This window comes from Pseudomonas fluorescens (genome assembly GCF_902497855.1).
In the GTDB taxonomy this organism is placed as follows: Bacteria; Pseudomonadota; Gammaproteobacteria; order Pseudomonadales; family Pseudomonadaceae; genus Aquipseudomonas; species Aquipseudomonas fluorescens_BI.
Genome location: NZ_CABVHU010000004.1, coordinates 353,147 through 370,302, shown reverse-complemented (window position 1 = coordinate 370,302; position 17,156 = coordinate 353,147). Strand labels below are relative to the sequence as shown.

At 62.2% G+C, this 17,156-nt stretch carries 13 protein-coding genes; 10 read left to right on the top strand and 3 right to left on the bottom strand.

What is annotated here, in order from left to right; all coding sequences use genetic code 11:
• Positions 1-8: 8 nt before the first annotated feature.
• Entirely contained in the window at positions 9-644 is a 636-nt protein-coding gene (locus F8N96_RS11525; protein WP_150797905.1) for a response regulator transcription factor, read from the bottom strand.
• Positions 645-648: 4 nt separating this feature from the next.
• Positions 649-2,925 carry a PAS domain S-box protein gene (locus F8N96_RS11520; protein WP_150797904.1) on the bottom strand — a complete coding sequence of 759 codons (2,277 nt, stop codon included), beginning with the start codon at positions 2,923-2,925 and terminating at the stop codon, positions 649-651.
• A 228-nt stretch (positions 2,926-3,153) separates the two neighbouring features.
• Between F8N96_RS11520 and F8N96_RS11515 the strand changes: the two genes are divergently transcribed.
• From F8N96_RS11515 to F8N96_RS11470, 10 genes are all read left to right on the top strand, one after another.
• Positions 3,154-4,776 (top strand): acyl-CoA synthetase, encoded by a 1,623-nt coding sequence (locus F8N96_RS11515; RefSeq protein WP_150767801.1) that lies wholly within the window; start codon positions 3,154-3,156, stop codon positions 4,774-4,776.
• Between the two features lie 122 nt (positions 4,777-4,898).
• Complete coding sequence (locus tag F8N96_RS11510; protein ID WP_150797903.1) at positions 4,899-5,225, top strand: DUF485 domain-containing protein; 327 nt, start codon at positions 4,899-4,901, stop codon at positions 5,223-5,225.
• Positions 5,225-6,895, top strand: coding sequence for a cation acetate symporter (locus tag F8N96_RS11505; protein WP_150797902.1), 1,671 nt, complete (start codon positions 5,225-5,227; stop codon positions 6,893-6,895). Before F8N96_RS11510 ends, F8N96_RS11505 begins: the two co-directional genes overlap by 1 nt.
• A gap of 61 nt (positions 6,896-6,956) precedes the next feature.
• Positions 6,957-8,729, top strand: a complete 1,773-nt coding sequence (locus F8N96_RS11500; protein WP_150797901.1) for an acyl-CoA dehydrogenase C-terminal domain-containing protein — start codon at positions 6,957-6,959, stop codon at positions 8,727-8,729.
• A 126-nt stretch (positions 8,730-8,855) separates the two neighbouring features.
• The gene (locus tag F8N96_RS11495; RefSeq protein WP_150797900.1) at positions 8,856-10,124 is read left to right on the top strand and encodes an OprD family porin; all 1,269 of its coding nucleotides are present in this window, start codon (positions 8,856-8,858) and stop codon (positions 10,122-10,124) included.
• A gap of 282 nt (positions 10,125-10,406) precedes the next feature.
• A complete protein-coding gene (phaR, locus tag F8N96_RS11490) occupies positions 10,407-10,898 on the top strand; it encodes a polyhydroxyalkanoate synthesis repressor PhaR (protein WP_150797899.1) in 492 nt (163 codons plus the stop codon).
• Between the two features lie 378 nt (positions 10,899-11,276).
• A complete protein-coding gene (locus F8N96_RS11485) occupies positions 11,277-12,137 on the top strand; it encodes a c-type cytochrome (protein ID WP_150797898.1) in 861 nt (286 codons plus the stop codon).
• Positions 12,138-12,152: 15 nt separating this feature from the next.
• Positions 12,153-13,523 (top strand): cbb3-type cytochrome c oxidase subunit I, encoded by a 1,371-nt coding sequence (locus F8N96_RS11480; RefSeq protein ID WP_150797897.1) that lies wholly within the window; start codon positions 12,153-12,155, stop codon positions 13,521-13,523.
• A 14-nt stretch (positions 13,524-13,537) separates the two neighbouring features.
• Positions 13,538-14,353: a CbbQ/NirQ/NorQ/GpvN family protein gene (locus tag F8N96_RS11475; protein WP_150797938.1), complete on the top strand. Its 816-nt coding sequence runs from the start codon at positions 13,538-13,540 to the stop codon at positions 14,351-14,353.
• Positions 14,354-16,375 carry a nitric oxide reductase activation protein NorD gene (locus tag F8N96_RS11470; RefSeq protein WP_150797896.1) on the top strand — a complete coding sequence of 674 codons (2,022 nt, stop codon included), beginning with the start codon at positions 14,354-14,356 and terminating at the stop codon, positions 16,373-16,375.
• 85 nt (positions 16,376-16,460) lie between these two features.
• Here F8N96_RS11470 and phaP read toward each other — a convergent pair whose 3' ends face one another.
• Positions 16,461-17,045, bottom strand: a complete 585-nt coding sequence (phaP, locus tag F8N96_RS11465) for a TIGR01841 family phasin (protein WP_150767809.1) — start codon at positions 17,043-17,045, stop codon at positions 16,461-16,463.
• Positions 17,046-17,156: the final 111 nt, after the last annotated feature.

The following is a 17,156-nucleotide window of genomic DNA, read 5'->3' as shown; positions in this document are numbered from 1 at the left end:
GCGCGGTCTCAACGCAGCTTCAATGGATTGACCAGCTGCGCGGCGATCGCCATGCCCACCAGGTCCGGCAAGGTGCTGGCCTGCATGCGCTTCATCACCCGCGAGCGATACAGGTCGACGGTTTTGGCGCTCACCCCCAGTTGCTCGGCGATTTCGCGGGTGGTGTAGCCCTGCACCAGCGGCAACAAGACGTCGCGCTCCCGTGGCGTCAGGGTGAGCAGGCGCGCCTGCAAGGCGTCGTGGCCCTGATTGCCCGAGCGGTTGGCCGCGCAGTTGCCGAGGGCCTGGTGCACGCTGTCCAGCAGCAATTGCTCGTTGTAGGGTTTCTCGATGAAGTCATGGGCACCGGCCTTGAACGCTCGAACCACGATCGGCACATCGGCGTGACCGCTGACGAAGATGATCGGCAGGTTCAGCTCCCGTGCGCGCATTTCTTCCTGCACGTTCAGGCCACCCATGCCGGGCATGCGCACGTCGAGCAGCACGCAGGCATCGAGACCCGCATCACAGGCATTGAGAAACGCCGCGCCACTGGTAAACGGCAACGCCTTGAGCCCCACCGATTCCAGAAGCCAGACCGTTGAATCGAGCATGCCTTGATCGTCGTCGACCACATACACCACGTGCTCAGTCGCACCTGCCATTGCATTATTCCTGTTGTTGTTTTGTCGGACCGGCCAGCGGCAAGCGGCAACACATCAGCAGCCCGACCGGCTGGCGGCGGGCCTGCAACTCGCCACCGAAACCTTCGATGATGCTGCGACTCATGGACAGCCCAAGCCCCAGGCCATCGGGCTTGCTGGTATAGAACGGGGTAAAGATCTGCTCGAGCTCCGGCTCGCTGACGCCGGGGCCCTGGTCCTGCACGCTGATTTCCACCGTTGCGCCACTGCCCTGCCCGGCCGCCATCACGATCAGCGAAGGCTGCCCCGGATGCTGTTCGCGGTTGGCGTCGATCGCATTGCGCAGCAGATTGAGCAAGACCTGCTCCAGCAGTACCCGGTCGGCGTAAACCGGCGGCAGATTATCCGGCAGTCGATCCTCGATTGTCACTTGGCAATTATTCGCTTCCCAGGCGCACAAGCGTACGGCCTCGCGGGCGACGTCGGTGAAATTCAGGGCCTGCATGCGCCGCTGCCCCTTGCGCAGGAAGGCCCGCAGACGCCGGATGACTTCCGAGGCATGGGTCGCGTGGTGGGTGATGCGTTCCAGGCCTTGGGCGACTCTGGCGGCGGCCTGGGGGTTGGAGTCCAGCGTCTGCAAATAGCGCTGGCTGGCGTTGGCATAATTGACCACGGCCGCCAGCGGCTGATTGATTTCGTGGGCGATGCCCGAGGCCAGTTCCCCCAGGGTCACCAGCCGCGCGGTGTGTGCCAGTTCGTCCTGATGGCGGCGCTGTTGCACTTCGCGCAGTTCGCGCTCGGTCATGTCCCGCGCCACCAATGAGTAATAGCGCTCGCCGCCGGCGGAACGGTGCGCCAGCAGTACCAGCGAGACCGGCACCGACGTGCCGCCGCCCGGAGGTTGCAAGCGGGCATCGGTGCTCCACACCCCGTTGCGCTCGGCGCCGCTCCAGCCGTCGCGTTGCAGGCGGGCCAGGTCGCTGCTGGCGAACAACTGCGCCAGGGTCGGCATCGGCTGTTGCTCGTCGACCCCGAGGATACGCCGGGCCGCCGGGTTGAGATAAGTGACTTGCCCCTCGGGGTCGATGAACAGCACCGGATCGGTGTTGACCTCGACCACTTCGGCCAGGCGTCGCTTGTTCTCCTCGGCCTGCACCCGGGCGGTGATGTCCCGGGAGACGCTGACCACTTCGACCACCGCACCGGTGTAGGTTTCCCGGATCGCCCGGCTGGCGGTTTCGAACCACAGGTAGTGCCCGTCCCGATGGCGGATGCGATAGGTCATGGTGTGGTAACCGTCCTGCTCCAGGGCATCGCGCGCGCGCTGCACCAGGCTGGCCAGGTCCTGGCCATGGAACAGGCCCTGGGCCATTTGCCCGCGCAACTCTTCGGGCCAGTAGCCGAGCAAGGTCCAGGACGCCGGCGATGCATCGAGAAAGCGCCCGTCCGGGGTGTGCCGGGAAATCAGGTCAGTGGTGTTCTCGATGATCAGCCGGTACAGCCGGCGCGCCTTGGTCGCTTCGCGCTCGGCCAGCACTTGCGCAGTGGCGTCGCGGCAACGGGCGAGTACGCGGTTGTCCTGGGGATCGGGGATAAAGGTCCAGATCAGGATCTGCGCTTCGAACTGGGCCTCGACCCCTTCGATGGCGCGTTGCTGGTCGAGACAGGCGCGCACCAGCACCCGATGATTCACCGGCAGGAAGCCCGGCAGCTCGGTCAGCGGCTTTTCCGCGAGCAGCGCCAGCAGCGCCGCATTGAACTCCAGCGGCCGACCCCGGGCATCGAGCAACAGACTCGGTTGCGGATCGTGGCCCAACAGCGGCGAGCCGCGCAGCATGCCGCTGACGCTGCTGAGCAAGGTCGTCAGCAAATCCTGGACCCAACCCAGCCAGTCAAGGCTCACGCCCTCGCACACCTCCACCAGCAACAACCCCGGCTGATCCGGCTGCAAGGCCAGGTCAAATACCTGGCCGTGGCTGATGGCGGCCCGACGCAGCCGGCCGGCCATCCAGCAATCGAGTTGCCGCACTTGCGCCAGATCCAGCCGCCCCGCCTCGACCAGGCGCTCGAACAGCCGTTGATCGCTGGCTTGCGAAGGGTCACCCAGGCCCGGTGGAAAATGCTGGGCGGCACCTTCGTGACTGTAGATCCGCGATTTGGCTTGCCAGCTCAGATAAACCGCCCGGCGCACCTCGGGGCACTCCTGCAACGCACGGCACAAGGCATCGGCCCGGGCGGCCAGGGACACACCTTCACGCTGCAGGCGCAACCAGCTGTGCAATCGAACGGGGGTCAGGGTCATCACGGGTCCTTCGTCAGGGAAGCCAAGGATATACCGACCTTGAGGGGTTAGGCCGCATTCATTTAGAACCCCAAGAATCAGGTATAGTATATTTACTATACGCTATAGGTTGTACTTCCATATCTATGGAGGAATGTTATATAAAGCACACCGGACATAAAAGGTGACCTCAGCGGGACCGCTGCAGGACCACCATAGAGCTAACAATCAGCCACCGAGTACCCGTACATGTCGATCTATGAACAAGGGCTAGGCCCTGCGGCTGTCAATCACATTGCCCTGTCTCCGCTCAGCTTCATCGAGCGCACCGCCAGCGTTTACCCCAACTACCCTGCCGTGATCCACGGTTCGATCCGTCGCACCTGGGCCCAGACCTACACCCGCTGCCGGCGCCTGGCCTCGGCGCTGGCCGGGCGCGGCATCGGCAAGAACGACACGGTGGCAGTGATGCTGCCGAACATTCCCGAGATGCTGGAAGTGCACTTCGGCGTGCCGATGATCGGCGCGGTGCTCAACCCGCTGAACGTGCGCCTGGATGCCGAAGCCATTGCCTTCATGCTGCAGCATGGCGAGGCCAAGGTGCTGATCACCGACCGCGAGTTCCATAGCGTGATTCACGCCGCGATCGGCATGCTGGATCACCCGCCGCTGGTCATCGACGTCAATGATCCCGAGTACGGTGAAGGCGAGGCCGTCAGCGACCTGGACTATGAAGCGCTGCTGGCCGAGGGCGACCCGGCGTTCGACTGGCACTGGCCGGTGAACGAATGGCAAGCCATTTCGCTGAACTACACCTCCGGCACCACCGGTAATCCCAAGGGCGTGGTGTACCACCATCGCGGTGCGTACCTGAACGCCCTGGGCAACCAGATGACCTGGGCCATGGGCAACCATCCGGTGTACCTCTGGACCCTGCCGATGTTTCACTGCAACGGCTGGTGCTACCCCTGGACCATCACCGCGCTGGCCGGTGTGCATGTGTTCCTGCGCCGGGTCGATCCGCAGAAAATCCTCACGCTGATCCGTGAGCACCAGGTCACTCACCTCTGTGCTGCGCCGATCGTGCTCAATGCCCTGGTCAACATGCCGGAGTCGGCGAAGGCGGCCATCGATCACCCGGTCAACGCCATGGTCGCCGGCGCCGCACCGCCGGCCAAGGTGATCGGTGCCGTGGAAGAAATGGGCATCAAGGTCACCCATGTGTATGGCCTGACCGAAACCTATGGCCCAGTGACCCTCTGCGCCTGGCATGCCGAATGGGACAAACTGCCGCTGGACGAACGGGCGCAGGTCAAATCCCGCCAGGGCGTGCGCTACCCGACGCTCGAAGGCGTGATGGTCGCGGACTCGAAGACCCTGGAACCGACCCCGCGGGACGGGCAGACCATCGGTGAGATCTTCATGCGCGGCAATACCGTGATGAAGGGTTACCTGAAAAACCCGACCGCCACCGCCGAAGCGTTTGAAGGCGGCTGGTTCCACACCGGCGACCTGGCGGTCTGTCATCCCGACGGTTATGTCGAGATCAAGGACCGGCTCAAGGACATCATCATTTCCGGCGGCGAGAACATTTCCACCATCGAACTCGAAGGCGTGCTCTATCGCCACCCGGGCGTGATGGAAGCGGCCGTCGTGGCCCGTCCCGATGAAAAATGGGGGGAAACCCCTTGCGCCTTCATCACCTTGAAGGCCGATCACCAGGACGTGCGCGAGGCCGACATCATCGGTTTCTGCCGCGAACACCTGGCCGGTTTCAAGGTCCCGCGTACGGTGATCTTCACCCTGTTGCCGAAGACGTCCACCGGCAAGATCCAGAAGTACGTCCTGCGCGACAGGGCCAAGGCGCTCTAACCCGACTCAACGTTGTACCCGTCAGGCGGCAGGTGTTTTTACCTGCCGCCTCGGGCTCGTGCAGGCCGAATTCGGCCTGCCCGGCCTAAAAACACCGATAACAAAAACAAGGTGGAGCCACCATGATCGACATCCATTCAACCGATACCCAACGCTGTGAACGTATCCGGACCAACCCGAAATTCCTGCAACTGGTGAGCAGCCGTTCGCGCCTGGCCTGGTCGCTCAGTGCCACGGTGCTGGTGACGTACTACGCCTTCATGGTGGTGGTTGCGTTCGCCCCGCAATGGCTGCACGCACCGCTCGCCGAGCATCGGATGTTGACCTTGGGCATGCCGGTGGGCGCGGCGATCATCATTTTTTCCTGGTTGCTGACCGGCTGGTACGTCTACACCGCCAACACCCGCTTCGACGCCCTGGGCGCGGCCATTCTCGAGGAGAGCAAGTAATGACTCGGCTACGTAAACTCATCCTCGCCGCAGCGTGCCTGCTGCCGGCCTCCGTGGCACTCGCGGCACCTGCCCTGGGTGTCGTGGAAAAACAACCGTTGAACCTGCATGCGATCGGCATGTTCTTCGTGTTCGTCCTTGGCACGCTGGCCATTACCTGGTGGGCGGCGAGCAAGACCAAATCCACTTCGGACTTCTACACCGCGGGCGGCGGTATCACCGGGTTCCAGAACGGTCTGGCGATTGCCGGTGACTACATGTCCGCGGCCACGCTGCTCGGGCTGTCCAGCCTGGTGTTCGCCAAGGGCTACGATGGCTTCATCTATACCATCGGCTTTTTCGTCGGCTGGCCGATCATCACCTTCCTGATGGCCGAGCGCCTGCGCAACCTGGGGCGCTATACCTTCGCCGACATCGTGTCCTATCGCCTGGACCAGAACAAAGTGCGGATCTTCGCCGCCTTCGGCTCGCTGACGGTGGTGTGCTGCTACCTGATCGTGCAGATGGTCGGTGCCGGCCAGTTGATCAAGTTGCTGTTCGGCCTCGACTACCCGGTAGCCGTCGTGATCGTCGGTGCGTTGATGCTGGTGTACGTGATCTTCGGCGGCATGATCGCCACCACCTGGGTGCAGATCATCAAGGCCGTGCTGCTGCTCGCCGGCGGCACGACCCTGGCCGTCATGGCGATGTCGCAGTTCGGTTTCAGCTACGAAGCCCTGGCTACCAAGGCTGTCGAAGCTCACGCCAGCGGCTGGAACATCATGGGCCCCGGCTCGATGCTCGCCGACCCGATCAACACTGCGTCGATGTCCCTGGGCCTGGTGTTCGGCATCGCCGGCCTGCCGCATATCCTGATGCGCTTCTTCACCGTGCCCAACGCCAAGGAAGCCCGCAAGTCGGTGTTCTACGCTACCGGCTTCATCGGCTTCTTCTTCCTGGTGGTGTGCACCCTGGGTTTTGCCGCGATGGTGATCATCGGCACCGACCCGCAGTACTACGTCAACGGTGAAGTCGGCGGCGCCCTGATAGGCGGCGGCAACATGGTCGCCATGCACCTGGCCAAAGCGGTGGGCGGCAACCTGTTCTTCGGTTTCCTCGCGGCCGTGGCCTTCGCCACCATCCTCGCGGTGGTCTCCGGGCTGGCCCTGGCCGGTGCTTCGGCGATTTCCCATGACCTCTACGCCACCGTGTTCAAGAAAGGCAAGGCCAGCGAGAAGCAGGAAATGCGTGTGACCCGCATGGCCACTGTCGGCCTGGGCATCATCGCGATCCTGTTGGGCATCCTGTTCGAGAAGATGAACGTCGCGTTCCTGGTGGGCCTGACCTTCGGCATCGCCGCCTCGACCAACTTCCCGGTGCTGATCATGGCCATGTACTGGAAAGGCCTGACCACCAAGGGCGCGATCATCGGCGGTTTTTCCGGCCTGATCTGCGCGCTGGTGCTGGTGATCCTGTCGCCAGCCGTCTGGGTCACCGTGCTCGGCAATGCTCACGCGATCTTCCCTTACGACCACCCGGCGCTGTTCTCGATGCCGCTGGCGTTCCTGGTGATCGTGGTCGTCTCCCGGCTTGACCGCAGCGTACGCGCCGACAAGGAGCGTGACGCCTACGCCGACCAGTTCGTGCGCGCCCAGACCGGCCTCGGTGCCGCCAGCGCTTCCAGCCACTGATAGACAAGGCACGGCCCGCCACAGCGGCGCCGTGCCCAACCGTTCCATTGAGGTTCACGTTATGCCCGAATTCAACGCCCCGCTGCGCGACATGCGCTTTGTGCTGCATGAAGTGTTCGACGCCCCGGCCCTGTGGGCGCGCCTGCCGGCCCTGGCCGACAGTGTCGACGCCGCCACCGCCGACGCGATTCTCGAGGAGGCCGCCAAAGTCACCTCGCACCTGATTGCCCCCTTGAATCGCAGCGGCGACGAGGAAGGCGCCCAGTGGCAAGACGGTCAGGTCAGTACGCCAATCGGCTTCAAACAGGCGTACGCCACTTACATCGAAGGCGGCTGGGTCGGCCTGTCCGGCAACGCCGATTTCGGCGGCATGGGCATGCCCAAGATGCTCGCCGTGCAATTCGAGGAAATGCTCTACGGCGCCAACTCCAGCTTCGCCCTGTATTCGGCCTTGAGTTCCGGCGCCTGCCTGGCGCTGGACGCCCATGCCAGCGAGCAACTGAAGCGCCTGTACCTGCCGCCGATGTATGAAGGCCGTTGGGCCGGGTCCATGTGCCTGACCGAAGCCCACGCCGGCACCGACCTGGGGCTGATCCGCACCCGGGCCGAACCCATGGCCGATGGCAGCTTCAACATCACCGGCAGCAAGATCTTCATCACCGGCGGCGACCAGGACCTGACCGAAAACATCGTGCACCTGGTGCTGGCCAAACTACCCGACGCGCCGGCGGGCCCGAAAGGCATCTCGCTGTTCGTGGTGCCCAAAGTGCTGGTCAATGCCGACGGTTCCCTCGGCAATCCCAACGCCGTGAGTTGCGGCTCGATCGAACACAAGATGGGCATCAAGGCCTCGGCCACCTGCGTGATGAACTTCGACGGCGCCAGCGGCTGGCTGGTCGGCGAGGCCAACAAAGGCCTGGCCGCGATGTTCACCATGATGAACTACGAACGCCTGTCCATTGGCATCCAGGGCATCGGTTGCGCCGAAGCGTCCTACCAGAGCGCCGTGGCTTACGCCCGTGAGCGGGTGCAGAGCCGCGCACCAACCGGGGCCATCGCCCCGGATAAAGCGGCCGACCCGATCATCGTCCACCCCGATGTCCGCCGCATGCTGCTAAGCATGAAAGCCATGACCGAAGGCGGCCGTGCGTTTGCCAGCTATGTCGGACAGCAACTGGACCTGGCGAAATTTTCCAATGACGCCCAGGAGCGCGACACCGCGCAAACCCTGGTTGCGCTGCTGACGCCGGTGGCCAAGGCGTTCTTCACCGACACTGGCCTGGAAAGCTGCATCAACGGCCAACAGGTGTTCGGCGGCCATGGCTACATCCGCGAATGGGGCCAGGAACAACTGGTCCGCGACGTACGCATCGCGCAGATCTACGAAGGCACCAACGGCATCCAGGCACTGGACCTGCTCGGCCGCAAAGTGCTGGCCGACAACGGTTTCGCCCTGCGCCAGTTCACCGGCCAAATCCTTCGTTTCGCCCAGCAGCCCGACGCGCCCTATGGCGCTCAATTGTTCGATGCCGTTCAGTGCCTGGAAGACCTGAGCGACTGGCTGCAGGACCGGGCCGCGACCAACCGCAACGAAATCGGCGCCGCTTCGGTGGAGTACCTGCACCTGTTCGGCTATGTCGCCTACGCCTGGCTGTGGGCGCGCATGGCTCAGGTCGCCGGGCAGAAACGCGGCGAAGACGAGGCGTTTTACGGCGCGAAGATCGCCACCGCCGACTTCTATATCCATCGCATGCTGCCGCGCATCTTGAGCCTGGAGCAATCCATTCGCGCCGGCAGTGCCTCCCTCTATGGCCTTGCTGCCGAACAGTTTTAACGATTGAACCGACGCGGCGCCACGCTCCTCTCTTTCGGCGCCTGCGTTTTTTATCAGTAAGCCCTCGCCCGTCTGGCGGGGGCTGCGGGACCTGTCTTTGCATAATAAAAACAAAGGGGCTTCACCATGGACCGTAACACCCGCACTCTCACGACCCGACTGCTGCTGGCCGGTGGCGTCATCAGCCTCTCGGCCCCCGCCGCTGCTGACTTTATCAAGGACAGCAAGGCCAGCCTCGAGCTGCGCAACTTCTACTTCAACCGTGATTATCGCCAGGACAACGCTGCGCAATCCAAGCAAGAGGAATGGGCCCAGGGCTTTCTGCTGCGCTATGAGTCAGGCTTCACCGAAGGCTTGATCGGCGTTGGTTTCGATGCGATCGGCCTGCTCGGCGTCAAACTCGACTCCAGCCCCGATCGCGCCGGCTCCGGCCTGCTCAAGCGCCATAGCGACACCAGCAAGGGCGCACAGGACGAGTACGGCGAATTGGGCCTGACCGCCAAACTGCGCGCCTCCAAGAGCACGCTGAAACTCGGCACCCTGTTGCCCAAGCTGCCCACGGTGCTGGCCAACGATTCGCGGCTGTTGCCACAGACCTTCGAAGGCGGTCAGCTGACCTCGATGGAATTCGAAGGCCTGACCCTGGACGCCGGGCGCCTGACCCAGGTCAACCAGCGTGACTCCTCGGACTACGAGGACATGGGCATCACCCGCACCGGGGCCAAGGGCATCATTACCCGGCATGCGACCAGCGACCGCTTCGATTTCGCCAGCGTCAACTACAAATGGACCGGCAACCTGGCCACCGGCTACAGCTACGGCCACCTCGACAATCTCTACAGCCAGCACCTGGTGAATTTGACCTACGTGCTGCCAGTCACCAGCGGCCAGTCGCTCAAGACTGACCTGCGTTACGCCCGCTCCACGGACGATGGCGGCAGCAATGTCGACAACAACGCGATTGGCGCGATGTTCACCTACAGCCTCGGCGGGCATGCGTTCGGCCTGGGCTATCAAGGCATGAGCGGCGACACCGGCTACGCCTATATCAACGGTGCCGATGCGTTCCTGGTCAACTTCGTACAGATCGGCGACTTCGCCAGCAAGGACGAACAATCCTGGCAGGCCCGCTACGATTACAACTTCGCGGCCCTTGGCATTCCGGGCCTGACCTTCATGACCCGCTACCTCACAGGTTCCGATATCGACCTGGGCAACAACCGCCCGGAAGGCAAGGAATGGGAGCGCGATACCGATATCGGCTATGTGGTGCAGAGCGGGCCGTTGAAGAATGTCGGGGTAAAATGGCGTAATGCCACGGTGCGCTCGAGCAACTTTGGCAGTGATCTGGATGAAAATCGGTTGATTGTCAGTTATAGCTTGCCGATCTGGTAGGCAGATTCGGGCTGCATGAGGGGACTCGCTGGGTGGCGCAGTCCCTTTTTTGCTGATGGATTTGCGGTGTTAAGGCGGGCCTCTTCGCTGGCAAGCCAGCTCCTACAGTTGACCGTGTCTGCCTGAACAACTCGGTCAACTGTAGGAGCCGGCTTGCCGGCGAAGGCGTCTTAGAAGGCAACAAAGATGTCGGCCCCGGGTTCCCCTCCCCGACACCAACCCGCGGCAGTTGTCATAGTAGAGTAAGATGCTCGCTTAACAGGCCCGCCGCGAGACGCCCGCATGACCGATACCACCACCCGCCTGATCAAGAAATACCCCAATCGCCGACTGTATGACACCCACACCAGCAGTCACCTGACCCTGGCCGACATCCGCCAGCTGGTCGTCGATAAGGTTCCGTTCCAGGTGGTCGATGCCAAGAGCGGCGAGGACTTGACTCGCAGCATTCTGCTGCAAGTGATTCTGGAAGCTGAAAGCGGCGGCGAGCCGATCTTCTCCAGCGAAATGCTGATGGGGATCATCCAGTTCTACGGTCCTTATCAGGGCGTGCTTGGCAGCTACCTGGACAAGAGCATTCAGACCGTGATCGACGTGCAGTCCCAGACCGGCGCGCAATCGTCAGAAGCCTGGACCGCGTTCATGCACCAACAGGCGCCGGTGATGCAGGACCTGATGCGCCAGTATGTCGATCAGTCGAAGGCGCTGTATCTCAACACCCAGAACATGTTCGGCCTGTTTGGTGCCAAGCCGCCAAAGAAAGACGATGAGTGAAGCACGGCCTGGTCATTGACAGTAGCGCGACGTCGACTAGGCTCACAGTCATCCTGCCTCCCCAACCGAACCACGGCACTTCGAACGCAAGGCCTGGTGAGGTCATCAATTTATACAGCCTGTCCGTCGCTGTTCGAATGCAGATATCCGGCATCCCCGGCACAGAGGGCTGACGCTCTTTCGCGCGCGTTGATTCTCAAGTACGCAAAGCGACTGGAACGCCACTTTCCACTGCACTTTCACCTTGGGAGGCAGTCGTGCAAAAAGTCTTGAAGCTTGTCAGCTATGCAGTGCTCGTGCTGATGGCCAGCGCGGTCGTCTATGCCGCAATCATCGGCATCACCTATTGGACCGGCATCGGCGTATAGAGAGATCGCAATGAACAAACGTCAGACACGCTCGTTCGCGCTGATATCGACTGCCATCGCCACGGTGGTATTCCTGGGAATGACAGTCGATAGCCATCGACAATTCCCGACTCTGACCAACGCCCAGCAGATCACGCCCCAGGTCACGCGCGGCAAGGATGTCTGGCATGAATACAACTGCATCAATTGCCACACCTTGTTTGGTGAAGGCGCGTATTACGCCCCGGACCTGACAAAAATCACCCAGCTGCGCGGCGCCCCTTATCTCACGGCGTTTCTCAAAGATCCCTCAAAGTTTTATGACGAGCAACGCCACCGGCGATTGATGCCGAACCTGAACCTCTCCGATGAAGAAATCGCCGCCCTGATCGCCTTTATGGACTGGGTGAGCAAGGTCGACAATCAAGGCTGGCCGCCGCGGCCGATTCTGGTGACCGGTACCTCGATTCCCGGCATGGACCTCACCGTGGCGCAGCAGAACGTCACCGGCGGCGGCAACCAGCCACCCGCCGCACGCCCGGTGTCCGACAAGGACGACCCGATCGCCCTGGGCGAGGCACTGTTTCGAACCACCGCCACACCGGTGTGCAGCGCTTGCCATTCGATCGCACCGGGGGTCAATCTCGCCGGGCCGACACTGGCCGGATTGGCGGGTCGGGCCAGGCAGGTCATCGCCTCGCCTGACTACAAGGGCAAGGCCAAGGACGTCGAAAGCTTTATCCGCGAATCGATCGTCGCACCGAGCGCCTACCTGCATCCAGGCGACATGTATTCCGCCAGCGGCATGTCCTTCATGCCGGACACCTTCGCCAAATCGCTAACGCCCGAACAGGTCGATCAACTGGTCGCCTACCTGGCGTCGTTCCAGTAACCCAAGGGGATGACCATGCGCTACAGATCTCAATCCGTCGCCTACTGGTACTTCGCCGTGGCCATGGTGCTGTTTGGCCTGCAACTGGTCTTCGGCCTGCTCTCGGCGGCCAAATACCTCGGTCCCGACCCGTTGCTGGACCTGTTGCCATTCGATGTCACCAAGGCCATTCACACCAATCTGTTGATCGTCTGGGTGCTGACCGGGTTCATGGGGGCGACCTACTGGATGGTGCCGGACGAATCCCGTGGCGAGTTGCACAGCACCCGACTGGCCTACATCCAGCTCGGGTTGTGGACGGCCATGGGCGTGACCGCTGTCCTGGGCTACCTGTTCGGATACGGCACCGGGAACAAACTGCTCGAGCAGCCGCTGCCGCACAAGATCGTTATCGTGATCTGCATGCTGATGTTTCTCTACAACATCGGCATGACCATCAGGAAAGCCGGACGCTTCACCGCCACCGAAGGCGTGCTGCTGCTGGGCCTGGCCAGCGCCGCCGTGCTTTACCTGCCGGCGTTGCTGCATTATGAAAACTACGTGGTGTCGATCTACTACCGCTGGTGGACGATCCACCTGTGGGTCGAAGGCGTCTGGGAGATGATCCAGGGCGGCTTTCTCGCCTATCTGCTGATCAGGCTTTCCGGCGCTGATCGTGAGGTCATGGAGAAGTGGCTGTATGTGATTGTCGGCCTGGTGTTCATTGCCGGCATCCTCGGCACTGCACACCATTATTACTGGATCGGCGTGCCCCATTACTGGCTGCCACTGGGCGGCTTTTTCAGTGCGCTCGAACCCATGGCGCTGGTCGGCATGGCGATCTATGCCTACAACGCGATGCGCCGCTCCGGTCTCTCCCACCCCAACAAACTGGCCTTGCACTGGACCCTGGGCAGTGCGGTGTTCACGATGTTCGGTGCCGGTCTGCTGGGGCTGGCCCACACCTTTCCCGACGTCAACAAATGGACCCACGGCACCCTGATCACCGCCATGCATGGCCATGCCGCCTTCTATGGGGCCTACGTCATGATCGTCCTGGCAATGATCACATATGCGCTACCGGGCATGACCCGTCGTCCCGTCGAGGAAAGCAGCATTGGTTATTGGGCATTCTGGTTGCAGTTGGGCGGCATGTTCGGCATGACCCTGTCATTTGCCACCGCGGGCATCGCCCAGGTGTACCTGGAACGCATTCTCGGCATGGGCTACCTGGATGTGCAGCTGAAAATCCAGGTGCATTTCCTGATGCTGGTGGCGACGGCGTCGATGTTCAGCCTGGGTGTAGGACTGTTTATCTTCGATTTTTTCCGCCATGCGCCGCAATTCAATGTCGATGAAGCCGATCCGGTGCTGGAGGCGCCTCGAGCATCAGGCGCAGCGTTGTGATGGATCGTTCGCTGATGCAGCAGAACCTGCCGGTCGCAGAATCCGCATTGCCGCATACCGAACCTTATTACCAACCCTGCGGCGACGAGGTGGCGATCTTCGAGCAATGCCATGCCCGGCAACTGGCGATCATGCTCAAAGGACCCACCGGGTGTGGCAAGACCCGTTTTGTCGAGCACATGGCCTGGCGACTGAAACGCCCGTTGATCACCATTTCCTGCCATGACGACCTGAGTGCCAGCGACCTGGTCGGGCGCTTCCTGATCGGTCATCAAGGCACCCATTGGGCGGAAGGCCCGCTGACACGAGCGGTACGCGAAGGCGCGATCTGCTACCTCGACGAAGTGGTCGAAGCGCGGCAGGATACGGTGGTCGTATTGCACCCGCTGACCGACCACCGGCGCATCCTGCCACTGGACAAGATCGGCGAGATCCTCGAAGCCTCGCCCCATTTTCAACTGGTGGTGTCTTACAACCCGGGTTACCAGCGGATACTCAAGGATCTCAAGCCCAGTACACGCCAGCGCTTCGTGGCGCTGGATTTCGACTTCCCGCCGGCCGAGCGCGAGATCGCCATCGTTATCCATGAGGGCACAACCGACTACGCCACCGCCCATGCCTTGGTCACCCTCGCCCATCGGCTGCGCGCCTTGCAAGACCGGGGCCTGGCGGAAGTTCCCAGCACGCGCCTGCTGATCGCCACTGCCCGCTTGATCACCAGCGGCATTGCCGCTCAGGCCGCCTGCCGTGCCGCGCTGATCTCACCGCTGTCCGACGACGCGGTGCTGGTGGCGGCCATGCGCGACCTGGTTGACCTGACCTTTATCTAGATGGCCGAAGCCGAGGACCTCATCACCGATGTCGCACGCCATGCAACGGTGTACGCCCAGGCGCTGTGGCGCCGTCACCAAACCCCCTCCTCCCGCGCACAAGTCGTCACCCTGGCGGATGTCGCGCAACATCTTGATTTGCTGATCCAGGCTCTGTTTGGCACTCACTATTCGCTGCGCGTCGCACATCCGCCCTCGCCCCCCACGCTGCTGAAAAAACTTTTTCAGCGGGGTGAGAACCCTTGTCGCAATCGCGCCGTGCCGGCGACCGACGGTGCGTCTATCTGGTTGCCGGAGTCTTCGGGCTGCGACGATGGACTGCTCACCACGCAACGTTTCAGGACCCAGGCCTTGCAACAGGCGATGCGCGCGCAGAGGGGCAGTGCCGCCCATCTGCCGGACCTTGCCGATCCGATGCAACGCAGCGTCTATCTGCTGCTCGAAGCCTGGGCTGCCGACCGGGATCTGGTGCGATTGCTGCCGGGGCTGGCGGCACCGATCCGGGGGTTGCGCCAGCAAGCGCTGGCCATGCGCCCGCCGTTGCAGGCTTTTGCCGAGCATCGACGGCCCCTGGAAAACCTGCTTCGTCGAATACTGGCCACTGAATGCGGCGAATCCGTGGAGGGGCTGGCAATACCCGCCTCCACCACCGATTCGCTGCGACAGGCACAAACCCTCGCGGCACGCCTCTTGTGCGCCGACGTACCTCACCGGCATTGCGCGCATCTGTTGCTGCTCGATGCCTGGACCGGCGACCTGCGCGTGCCGTCGGCCCGACAAGAGGTGCCGACGCTGCCCGGCGCCATCGACATCACTGACACGCAACCACGCAGCGCCCGTCTCGAACGCCAGCCAAAGGTGCGCGAGGCCCTGGCCGACGAAGACAACGATCAGGAACAAGGCCCGTGGATGGTGCAATCCGCCGAGCCCCTGGAAAAAGCCGAAGATCCCATGGGGATGCAACGCCCGGTCGACCGGGATACGGACATCCCGGCAGATGATTTTGCCGACGCATTGTCCGAACTCGACGAAGCCCGACTGGTGGTCGCTGCTGGCCGTCCCAAAGAAGTGTTGCTGAGCGACGATGCACCTCAAACCCGCGTTCGACAGGTAGCACCTGCGCTTGCCGAAAACGCAATCAGCTACCCCGAGTGGGACTATCGCACTCAGGTCTACCGTGATCCGGGTACAACCTTGCAGGTGTGCCCCGCCAATGAAGGTCCGCAGCAGTGGGTAGACCAAACCCTTGAAAGCCACCGGTCGATGCTCGATGCCATCCGCCGGCATTTTGAAAAGCTGCGCGCTCAACGCATCAGGCTGCGCAAACAAATGGATGGCGATGACATCGACCTGGAAGCCTACATCGACGGTTGTGCCGAGGCCCGCGCCGGCTTGAGCATGCCCCAGGCGCTGTATCAGTCCCAGCGACGCAGTCGGCGCGACATGGCGATCATGTTGCTGATTGACGTCAGCGGTTCCACCGACAGCTGGCTGTCGCGCCATCGCCGGATCATCGATGTCGAGCGCGAGGCGTTGCTGCTGGTCTGCCTGGCGCTGGAGAGCCTGGGCGAACCCTATAGCGTGCTGGCGTTTTCCGGCGAAGGGTCGCAGCGGGTGGCGATCCGCACCCTCAAGGCTTTCGACGAGCGCTACAGCGCTGCCGTGGGTCGGCGCATTGCCGCACTGGAACCGGAGCGCTATACCCGGGCAGGTGCGGCCATTCGCCACGCCAGTACATTGTTGATGCGACAGGCGGCGACCCACCGGCTGCTCTTGCTGCTTTCCGATGGCAAGCCCAACGATGTCGACCTGTATGAAGGCCGCTATGGTGTGGAAGACATGCGCCAGGCCGTGACCGAAGCCAGGCTGCAAGGCATTTATCCGTTCTGTCTGACCATCGACCGTCAGGCCGCGAGTTACCTGCCGGCGGTATTCGGATCGCGGCAATATGCCTTGCTGCCCCAACCTGAACTGTTGCCCGGCGTACTGCTCGAGTGGATCAAGCGGTTGCTGTCGGCCTGAGCCCTGCCGATCAGTTTGTTCCAGCCGAAAAAAATGGCGATGGGGAGTAAACCCATCGCCATCGGTACAGCCGGCTTGCTAAGACTTACTTGTTACCGGTCTTGGCGTTTGTTTCCGGAGCTGCTTTGGTGGCTGCGGCAGTTGCTTCGGTGAACGTATCGGAAGCCTGCTTTGCAGCTTGCTGTGCGTTTTCGGAAGCCGTTTTCGCGGCTTGCTGTGCATTTGCAAACGCGGAGCCGGCGTTCGCCAGGCCCGACTTGAACGCGGCCACTACTGGCTCGGAGCCGGCAGGTGCGTTCTTGCTGATCGCTTCAACGAACTCTTGCACTTGCTGGGTGCCGGCTTCTACCTGGCTGGAGGCCAGCTTGGCGATGTCCGACTGAGTGTCCACGATCAGCGCCTGAACCTGGCGATTGAACTCGGCCAGGCGTTCGGTCTGCTTGCTCGGCTGGGTGAAAGAAGCCTGCAGCTCGGCGAAATCTTGTGGACCGCGTACTGCCAGCAGCTTGCGAACACCTTCGAACTGCTCTTCGGTAGACTCGCGCAGGGCCTTGAACTGCAACTGGCTGAGCTGTTCAACGCTGGCGAAGACTTTGCCCGTGATTTGCTGGATCAGGTCGAGGTTGGCTTTCTGAGTGGCTTGCAGTTTTTCCGAGTTGAAAAAAGACATGCTTGAATCTCCTGATACTGAAAGGCCCTAATAGGCCAGAGGACGCGATAGCGATCCTGCCAGTCATCGCGTTAGCCTTGATATTGCAGTGCACAAAAAATTTTGGCAACC